The following is a 2,126-nucleotide window of genomic DNA, read 5'->3' as shown; positions in this document are numbered from 1 at the left end:
GGGCGTTCATGAACGGGCTCCTTCGGTGCGCCCGTGGGGGTGGAGCACGGGGGACGGGGCAGGTGCCGATGCGGTGGCCAGGAAGTCGGGGCCGCCGAAGTTTCCCGACTTCAGCAGCAGCACGATGCCGGGGCCGGAGGTGGGGCGGATCCACGGGACGCCGGGCGCGGCGGCCGGACCGACCCAGGCACCGGTGACCCCGAGTGCGCCGATCACCGCTCCCGATGTCTCGCCGCCGGCCGCGATCAGACGCCGTACACCCCGCCGCACGAGTCCCGCAGCGATGCGTCCGGTGGCCTCTTCCAGAACGGCGGCAGCTCGTTCGGCCCCCAACTCCCGCTGAGTGGCCCGGAGTTCCTCGGGCGGGACGGAGGAGTGGAAGACAGGCGCTCCGCGGGGCATGCCGGGCGCCAGCGCGTCGTACCAGCCAAGGGCCTCATCGGCTAGCGCGGCCGGATCAGAGATGGCGACAGGGTCGAGCCGGTGCATGGGCCGGTCCAGGGCGCGCAGGGCGGCGAGTTGCTCCAGGGTGCGTGCCGAGCAGCTGCCGCACAGGACGGCGGCGGGCCAGGCCGGCATCGGGTCGTCCTCGTCGCGGGCGTCGGGGGCCTCGCCCCGCACGGTGCGGGCGAGCCCGCCGGCCAGTCCGGCGGCCCCCGCGACCAGGGGAGCCGAGGCGACAACGCTGCCGAGGGTGTGCAGGTCGTCCTCGTCGAGGGCGTCGGCCAGCAGGTAGCGGACACCGCGGGCCGCCGCGTCGACCATCGTCGTGCGCACGGCCTCGGCGCCCGCACGCACGGTCTCCCACCGCACCAGAGCGACCGGCCTGTCCGTCTGTGCCCGCAGCAGCCGGGGCAGTGACGAGTCGGTCATCGGCGTCACCGGGTGGTGCCGCATCGGTGACTCGGCCAACGGCTGGCCGTGCACGAAGAGCTGGCCCTCGTACTGGGTGCGGCCGTGCCGCGGCGAGCTGGGCGTCAAGAGCACGGCGGGCGCGTCCAGGGCGTCGGCCAGCGCGTCCAGGACCGGTCCGATGTTGCCGTCCGCGGTGGAGTCGAAGGTGGAACAGAACTTGAAGTAGACCTGCCGCACGCCGTGCCCGCGCAGCCGGCGCAGCGCGTCCAGCGACTCCGCGACGGCCCGCGCCGGGGCGGCCATTCGGCTCTTGAGCGCGATGACCACGGCCTCGTGTCCGCCGGGCGGCTCCAGGTCTTCGGCCGGCACCCCGAAGTACAGGACGGTCCGCAGCCCGCTCTCGCGCAGGGCCAGCGCCACATCGGTCGCCCCCGTCACATCGTCGGCGATCACTCCGAGCACGCCGCACCTCCCTCGCCCACCGCGGGGATGTCTCCCACCGCGGCCCGCAGGGCACGGGCCGCCGCCAGCGGGCCCGCGTGCACGGGCAGCCCGAGAGCGGCGGACAGCTCATCGGCGCGGGGCGCGAGGGAGTACTGGGCCAGAAGAACCGCGTCCGCTCCTGCCGGGTCCGGGCGCTCGCCCGGTGCGATCACCCGGCCGACGGCTTCGGTGGGGGAGTGGGCGGCCCGCGCCGCGTCGCGAAAGCGCTCCAGACAGTCGTCCAACGCCGCAGGGAACGTGGCGAGGACGAGCACACGGTGGTGCCCGCCCGCCAGGGCCGCGGCGAAGGCGGCCGAATCCGCCGCAAGGACCGGGACGTGCGCATCCGTACGCGCCGCCGCCACCGGCCCGAAGAGCGAACACGTCAGCAGCACCCCCCGGGCGCCGCCCTCGACGGCGTGCGTGATCAGCCGCCGCATCCGGTCGGTGAGGGCCGGGGTGAGCCCGCCCTGCGCGGCGGCGTCGGTGAGCAGGGCGTCGTCGAGCAGATTCCAGGGCTCCGCCTCGGGAAAGGCATCGGCGAGCCCGTCCACGGCGGGCCCGACAGCCGCAGGTGTGGCGCTGATCAGCGCGATGCGGGGGCGGACGGAGAGGAATCCTGTGTGTGCGGAGGGGGCTTGACCGTGCGCGGAGGGCATGTCGGTCCGAGAGGAGGGAGTTTCGTCATGTGCGCAGGTCATGTCGAGCCGAGCGGGGAGGGCTTGGCTGCGTGCGCGGGTCGTATCCGGCCGGGTGGAGGGGGCTTCGCCCTGCGCGCAAGCGATGCC

At 74.8% G+C, this 2,126-nt stretch carries 2 protein-coding genes; both read right to left on the bottom strand.

What is annotated here, in order from left to right; translation table 11 throughout:
* Positions 1–6: 6 nt before the first annotated feature.
* Positions 7–1,317: a 3-oxo-tetronate kinase gene (otnK, locus tag GKQ77_RS32040; RefSeq protein WP_219692631.1), complete on the bottom strand. Its 1,311-nt coding sequence runs from the start codon at positions 1,315–1,317 to the stop codon at positions 7–9.
* Positions 1,305–1,997 carry a hypothetical protein gene (locus GKQ77_RS32035; protein WP_219692629.1) on the bottom strand — a complete coding sequence of 231 codons (693 nt, stop codon included), beginning with the start codon at positions 1,995–1,997 and terminating at the stop codon, positions 1,305–1,307. The genes otnK and GKQ77_RS32035 overlap by 13 nt, the downstream gene beginning before the upstream one ends.
* Between the last annotated feature and the right edge of the window lie 129 nt (positions 1,998–2,126).

This window comes from Streptomyces anatolicus (assembly GCF_019400875.1).
Taxonomy (GTDB): domain Bacteria; phylum Actinomycetota; class Actinomycetes; order Streptomycetales; family Streptomycetaceae; genus Streptomyces; species Streptomyces anatolicus.
Note: the sequence above shows the minus strand (reverse complement) of the source record. Positions and strands in the feature narration are given on the sequence as shown.

Coding starts and splice junctions, on each gene's coding strand:
- GKQ77_RS32035 (WP_219692629.1), bottom strand. CDS start 1,997: ATGCCCTCCGCGCACGGTCAAGCCCCCTCCGCACACACAGGATTCCTC.